This window comes from Bartonella bovis 91-4, assembly GCF_000384965.1.
Taxonomy (GTDB): domain Bacteria; phylum Pseudomonadota; class Alphaproteobacteria; order Rhizobiales; family Rhizobiaceae; genus Bartonella; species Bartonella bovis.
The window spans coordinates 1,247,474-1,253,160 of sequence record NZ_CM001844.1 but is presented as its reverse complement, the minus strand read 5'-3'; the positions used below and the strand labels follow the sequence as shown (position 1 = coordinate 1,253,160).

Here is a 5,687-nt window from a genome sequence, read left to right as displayed (position 1 = left end):
GGGGATGGGGATGGAGAGGGAAGTAAGGGGGTGATTATGGGGGGGAGGGAGATGACGATGACTGATGTGCGGATTTCAGGGGTGCAGACGGGGGTGGAGGTGACAAGTGGGAATCTGACGATAAGTGGGGGGACGATGACAGGGGTGCAGACGGGGATAAGTATGATGGGAAGTGGGATGTTGACGGTGAGTGGGGCGAAGATTACGTTTACGGGAGAGCATGGGGTGAAGGTGCAGAATGGGGCGACGGCTAATTTGACAAATATGACGATTGCGGGGACGGGAAGTGGAAAGGGGGTGATTATGGAGAGTTCGGGGACGTTGACGATGACTGATGTGCGGATTTCAGGGGTGCAGACGGGGGTGTATGCAACGGGGGGGAATTTGACGATAAGTGGGGGGTCGATTTCAGAAGTGCAGACGGGGATAACTATGATGGGAAGTGGGACGTTGACGGTGAATAATGGGGCGGAGATTACGTTTAAGGGGAGTGGGATGGAGAATTATGGGGTGAAGGTGGGGAATGAGGTGGAGAGTGCTACTTTGACGAGTGTGACGATTGAGGGGGGTGGGAGTGGAAAGGGGTGGGGGTGATTATGGAGAGTTCGAAGACGTTGACGATGAATATGGTGACGATTTCAGGGGTTGAAAAGGGGGTGGAGGTGACAAGTGGGAATCTGACGGTGAATGGGGGGACAATGACAGATGTGGGGATGGGGATAAGAATGTTAGGAAAGGGGACGTTGAAGATAAGTGGGGGGACGAGGATTACGGTTAAGGATGGGGTGGGGAATTATGGAATAGGGGTGGGGGGTATGGTGACGGCTAATATTACGGGGGCGATGATTACAGGGAGTGGGAGTGGGACGGGTAAGGGGGTGTGGATGGATGGGACGGGGGAGATGAAGATGAATAATGTGCAGATTTCAGATGTTGCAATGGGGGTGGAGGCAACGGGGGGGAATTTGACGATAAGTGGGAACTCGACGATTACGTTTAACAATGGGGCCGGGAATTATGGGGTGAGGGTGGGGAGAGAGGTGACGGCTCGTTTGACGGATGTAAGGATTGTGGGGACGGGGAGTGGGACGGGTGGAAATGGAGAGGGAAGTAAGGGGGTAGAGGTGAGCATGGGGAGTTCGAAGACGATGACGATGACTGATGTGACGATTTCAGGGGTTGAGAAGGGGGTGTTGATGAATGGGACGGGGACGTTGAGGATGACAAAGGTGGATATTTCAGGGGTTAAAATGGGGGTAGAGGCGACAGCGGGGAGGTTGGAGATAAGTGGGCACTCGAGGATTATGTTTAACAATGGGGCGGACAATTATGGGGTGAAGGTGAAGAATGGGGTGACGATGGCTACTTTGACGAGTGTGACGATTGCGGGGACGAGTGGAAATGGAGAGGGAAGTAAGGGGGTGTGGATGGAGGGGAAGACGTTGGAGATGACCAATGTGGATGTTTTAAATGTTGGAGTGGGAGTGGAAGCGAAGAAGGGTGGAACGTTGACGATAAAGGAGGGGAAGATTGGGTTTAAGAAAGATTACGGAATAGGGGTGTGGGGAACAGCGACGGCTACTATCACGGGGACGACGATTACAGGAGAGGGAAAGGGGAAGGGGGTGTATGCAACGGGGGTGGGAGAGGTGACGTTGACGATGACTGGGGTGAATATTTCAAATGTCGCAATGGGGATAGAGGCGACGGCGGGAACGTTGACGATAAAGGGGGGGGAGATTGGGTTTAAGGATGGGAGGGACAATTATGGGATAGGGGTGGGGAAATCGGTGACGCTGGCTACTGTCACGGGGACGACGATTACAGGAGAGGGGAGTGGGACGGGGGTGTTGATGATGGAGACAAAGATGATGAGGTTGGATGGGGTGACAATTTCCAATGTTGGTGAGGGGGTATGGGTGAAGGGGAGGTTAGAGATGAACAATGGGTCGATTACGGTTACAGGGAATGGGGTGAAAGGGTATGGGATGGGCGTATATGTGGGGAAGGAGGCAACGGCTAATATCTCAGGGACGATGATTAGGGGGGCTGGGATGGGAAGTAAGGGGGTGGTCATGAATGGGAAGACATTGGGGATGAGTGGGGTGAATATTTCAAATGTTGCAGTGGGGGTGGAGGTGACAAAGGGGATACTAGCGATGAAAGGAGGGTCAATTGGGTTTATGGGAGAGTATGGGGTTAGTCTTAAGGAAGGTGGGGTTGCTTTTTTAGGAGGGGTCAAAATCGAGGGAAATGGGACAGGAAAAACAGGTATCAAGCTTAATGGGGGAATGATTGATATGTTCGGGACAAATATAAGAGATGTTCATAAGGGGATGAGTATCGAAAATGGGATTGTCCGTATGTTTGGAGGAGAAATTGGGTTTACGAAGGATTATGGGGTCAGTCTTAACCAGGGTGGATTTTGCTTTTTTAGGAGGGGTCACTATCAAGGGAAGTGGAACAGGAAAAACAGGTATCAAGCTTAGTGGGGGAATGGTTGATCTGTTCAAGACAAATATAAGAGATGTTCATAAGGGGATGACGATTACAGAAGGGATTGTCCGTATGTTTGGAGGGGAGATTGGGTTTATGGGAGAGTATGGTATAGGTCTTTCAAAGAGCACTGCTGCTTTAAAGAATGTTAGAATTACGGGACAAGGTCATAAGGGTACGGGGGTGATTATGCAGAATGGGGTGGGAGCGGTGATGATGAAGGAGGTGAAGATTTCAGAGGTTGATAAGGGGGTAGAGGTGATAAGTGGGAATCTGATGATGCACAAGGGGTCGGTGGCTTTTAATGGAGGTCACGGTGTCAGTCTCATAGGGGGAAATGCTGCTTTAAAGGATGTTAACATTACAGGGCAAGGTTATGAGACAGAGGTGGCGGTAAAGGCGGTCATGGGAACAGTGGCGATAAAAGGGGGGGAGATGTCAAATGTTGGGACGGGGGTAGAGGCGACTAATGGAGGTGCGGTGTGGTTGGTTGATACAAGTTTAAGGGATGTCTATAAGGGGGTGAGTGTCGAAGATGGGGTTGTTCATATGGAGGGAGGAGAGATTGGGTTTATGGGAGAGCGTGGTGTCAGTCTCACAAGGGGGCAGGCTTTGTTAGATGATGTCAGTATTACAGGTCCTAGTGATGAAAGGTACGGGGGTGTATGCAACGGGGATGGGAACGTTGATGATGAAGGAGGTGAAGATTTCAGAGGTTGATAAGGGGGTAGAGGTGATAAGTGGGAAGTTGATAATGCACAAGGGATCGGTGGCTTTTAATGGAGATTACGGTGTCAGTCTTATAGGGGGAAATGCTTTGTTAAATGGTGTCAGCATTACAGGACAAGATGATAAGGGTACGGGGTGAATGTAGGGGTGAGGGGAAGATGACGATGATGGGGGTGAATATTTCGGGGGTCATAACGGGGGTGTGGGTGAAAAATAGGGCGAATGCTATTTTGATGGGAGGGGAGATTGGGTTTAAGGGATATTACGGGGTTTATCTCATAGGGGGAAATGCTGCTTTAAAAATGTCAGAATGACTTATATGGGTAGCAACAAAACAGCTGACTTCATTAAGGTCAAGGGTGGGATAGTTATCGCTGAGGATATAATTATCACGAGCACTACAGACAATGGGCAGGGGGTGAGTGTAAATAACGGCGGACGGGTGTGGTTGACTGGTACAAACTTGAAAGGTGTTCATAAGGGGATGACGATTACAGACGGAAGTGTCCGTATGGAGGGAGGGGAAATCAATTTTAAGGGAGATTACGGTGTTTATCTTAACCAGGGTATGGCTGCTTTAATAGCGGTCAAAATGACTTATACGGGTAACAACAACAAAGCTGAATTCATTAGGATTGTGGGAGAGGACACTACAAATGCTATGGAAAAGACGGGTAAAGTACAAAAAAATGCTGTGGTTGTTGCATCACATCTCACGATCGATGGAAATGGTTATGGGCAGGGAATGAGGGTAGTTGACGGCGGACGGGTCGTGTTGATTAGGCCAAATTATACAAACATCTACAATGGAATGGCTATCACAAAAGGTACTGTCCATATGGAGGGGGGAGAGATCAATTTTAAGGGAGAGTACGGTGTTTATTTTACAAGACACAAATACAACATTACCTAATGAATCATTTTTAAATAGGGCAATATATTCTGCTAAAAAAAGTATAACAGAAAACACTCTCTCAATGCTTAGAGGTGTTTGTTTTTTATATGTTTTAGATTTTGTATATTTTAGCGTATTTATTAGTTTTAGAGATTTTTTTTTGTTTATGGGTTTAGGTGATGGTTTAAGGTCTAGGCGCTTTGTTTGATGTTTTGATTTTATGTGTGTTTTGTTTGTTGTTTGAAGATGTGTGTTTTGGCTTTGTGGGTGTTAAGAGTGTTTTATATTAGGGTATGGTGTTTTTAGGTAAGGGTTAGAGTTGGGAGGATTTTATGGGGTTTTAAGCCATTTTAGTATGGTTTAGTTTTAGTTTTCTTTTTTTTAGAATAGTTTAGTCTCTTTTAACCTGACAGGTTAAAGGGGAACATGTGGGTTATGGTTATGCGTTGTGTTTTTAAGCATCATGTTTATTTATGTGTTGTCTCAACCGCTCTTATGGCTGGGCTTGCTCTAACATCTCATACTTCAAAGGCGTATGCCAATCAAAATTGTGGGAGTGGTAGTGGTGCTAAAACTATTAGTGATAATGTTGGGCCGATTGTGTGTGATAGTGGTGTGACAAGGACGCTGAATAGTAGTAGGGGTGGGGATATAAATATAGATATGGATGAGGATATGGGCTCTGGTGAGGCTGCTGGTGCTGCTGTGACGGTAACGGGGCCGGGGACGAATATTACGATAGGGAAAACACTGAAGGTTACGGGGGGGTTGAAGGGGAAGCCGGTGATTAAGGTGGAAAGGGGAGGGGCGCTGACGTTGGTGGAGGAGGTTAATGTTAAGGGGGCGGGGGCGACGATAAAGAAGGCAATAGTGGTTGAGGGTCAAGGGTCTTCTGTTACGTTGAATGGGAAGTTGACAGGGTTTGAGGGGGGGGAAGTGAAGGTTAGTAAGGGGGGGACGGTTGTTTTGGGGGAGGGGGTGGAGGGAATTGAGGGGATGAAGGTGAAAATTAATGATGGGGGGATGGTAAATATGATGGGGGATGTGGCTTTTAATAATGGTGAAGCGGGGATAAAGATTACGGGGAGTAGGGGAAATGCGAGTGTGATGGGGATGGGGAAGACGATGACTGTTACGAAGGGGGGTGGGATACAGATGGATGGGGATGGAGGGACTGCGAGTGTGGTGATGTTGAATATTGTGGGGAGTGGGATGGGGGTGGATATGCAGGGGACGGGGACATTGAATTTGACTAGTGTGGGGATTTCAGAGTTCAGGGTGGGGGTGAATGCGAAGAATGGGACGGTGAATATAAATGGGAATTCAACGATTACGGTTACGAATAGTGGGACGGGGATAATGGTGGGGAGTGGGGCGACGGTGAAGATGATGGGGGGGAAAGATTGAGGGGACGGGGAGTGGACAGGGGACGGGGGTGGATGTGCAGAATGGGACGATGACTTTGACTGGGGTAGGGATTTCAGGGGTGCAAAAGGGGGTGGATATGACAGCGGGGAAGTTGGTGATAAATATGGGGTCGATTGGGTTTAAGGGGGAGAGGGGGAAT

At 48.5% G+C, this 5,687-nt stretch carries 7 protein-coding genes; all 7 read left to right on the top strand.

The window, feature by feature from the left end; translation table 11 throughout:
• A partial coding sequence (locus BBBE_RS05435) for a right-handed parallel beta-helix repeat-containing protein (protein ID WP_035464534.1) occupies positions 1-594 on the top strand: 594 nt, incomplete at its 5' end.
• Positions 595-596: 2 nt separating this feature from the next.
• Entirely contained in the window at positions 597-2,489 is a 1,893-nt protein-coding gene (locus tag BBBE_RS05430; protein WP_035464532.1) for an autotransporter outer membrane beta-barrel domain-containing protein, read from the top strand.
• Positions 2,398-3,216, top strand: coding sequence for a hypothetical protein (locus BBBE_RS05425; RefSeq protein WP_152023190.1), 819 nt, complete (start codon positions 2,398-2,400; stop codon positions 3,214-3,216). The genes BBBE_RS05430 and BBBE_RS05425 overlap by 92 nt, the downstream gene beginning before the upstream one ends.
• Positions 3,140-3,364 (top strand): hypothetical protein, encoded by a 225-nt coding sequence (locus BBBE_RS05420; RefSeq protein WP_192812762.1) that lies wholly within the window; start codon positions 3,140-3,142, stop codon positions 3,362-3,364. Before BBBE_RS05425 ends, BBBE_RS05420 begins: the two co-directional genes overlap by 77 nt.
• Positions 3,345-3,539 (top strand): hypothetical protein, encoded by a 195-nt coding sequence (locus tag BBBE_RS07340; RefSeq protein WP_192812761.1) that lies wholly within the window; start codon positions 3,345-3,347, stop codon positions 3,537-3,539. The genes BBBE_RS05420 and BBBE_RS07340 overlap by 20 nt, the downstream gene beginning before the upstream one ends.
• Positions 3,540-3,544: 5 nt before the next feature.
• On the top strand, positions 3,545-4,138 hold the full coding sequence (locus BBBE_RS05415; RefSeq protein WP_152023187.1) for a hypothetical protein: 594 nt from the start codon (positions 3,545-3,547) through the stop codon (positions 4,136-4,138).
• Between the two features lie 417 nt (positions 4,139-4,555).
• On the top strand, positions 4,556-5,527 hold the full coding sequence (locus tag BBBE_RS05405) for a hypothetical protein (RefSeq protein WP_152023186.1): 972 nt from the start codon (positions 4,556-4,558) through the stop codon (positions 5,525-5,527).
• The last annotated feature ends 160 nt before the right edge of the window (positions 5,528-5,687 follow it).

Coding starts and splice junctions, on each gene's coding strand:
- BBBE_RS05430 (WP_035464532.1), top strand. CDS start 597: ATGGAGAGTTCGAAGACGTTGACGATGAATATGGTGACGATTTCAGGG.
- BBBE_RS05425 (WP_152023190.1), top strand. CDS start 2,398: ATGGGGTCAGTCTTAACCAGGGTGGATTTTGCTTTTTTAGGAGGGGTC.
- BBBE_RS07340 (WP_192812761.1), top strand. CDS start 3,345: ATGATAAGGGTACGGGGTGAATGTAGGGGTGAGGGGAAGATGACGATG.
- BBBE_RS05415 (WP_152023187.1), top strand. CDS start 3,545: ATGGGTAGCAACAAAACAGCTGACTTCATTAAGGTCAAGGGTGGGATA.
- BBBE_RS05405 (WP_152023186.1), top strand. CDS start 4,556: ATGGTTATGCGTTGTGTTTTTAAGCATCATGTTTATTTATGTGTTGTC.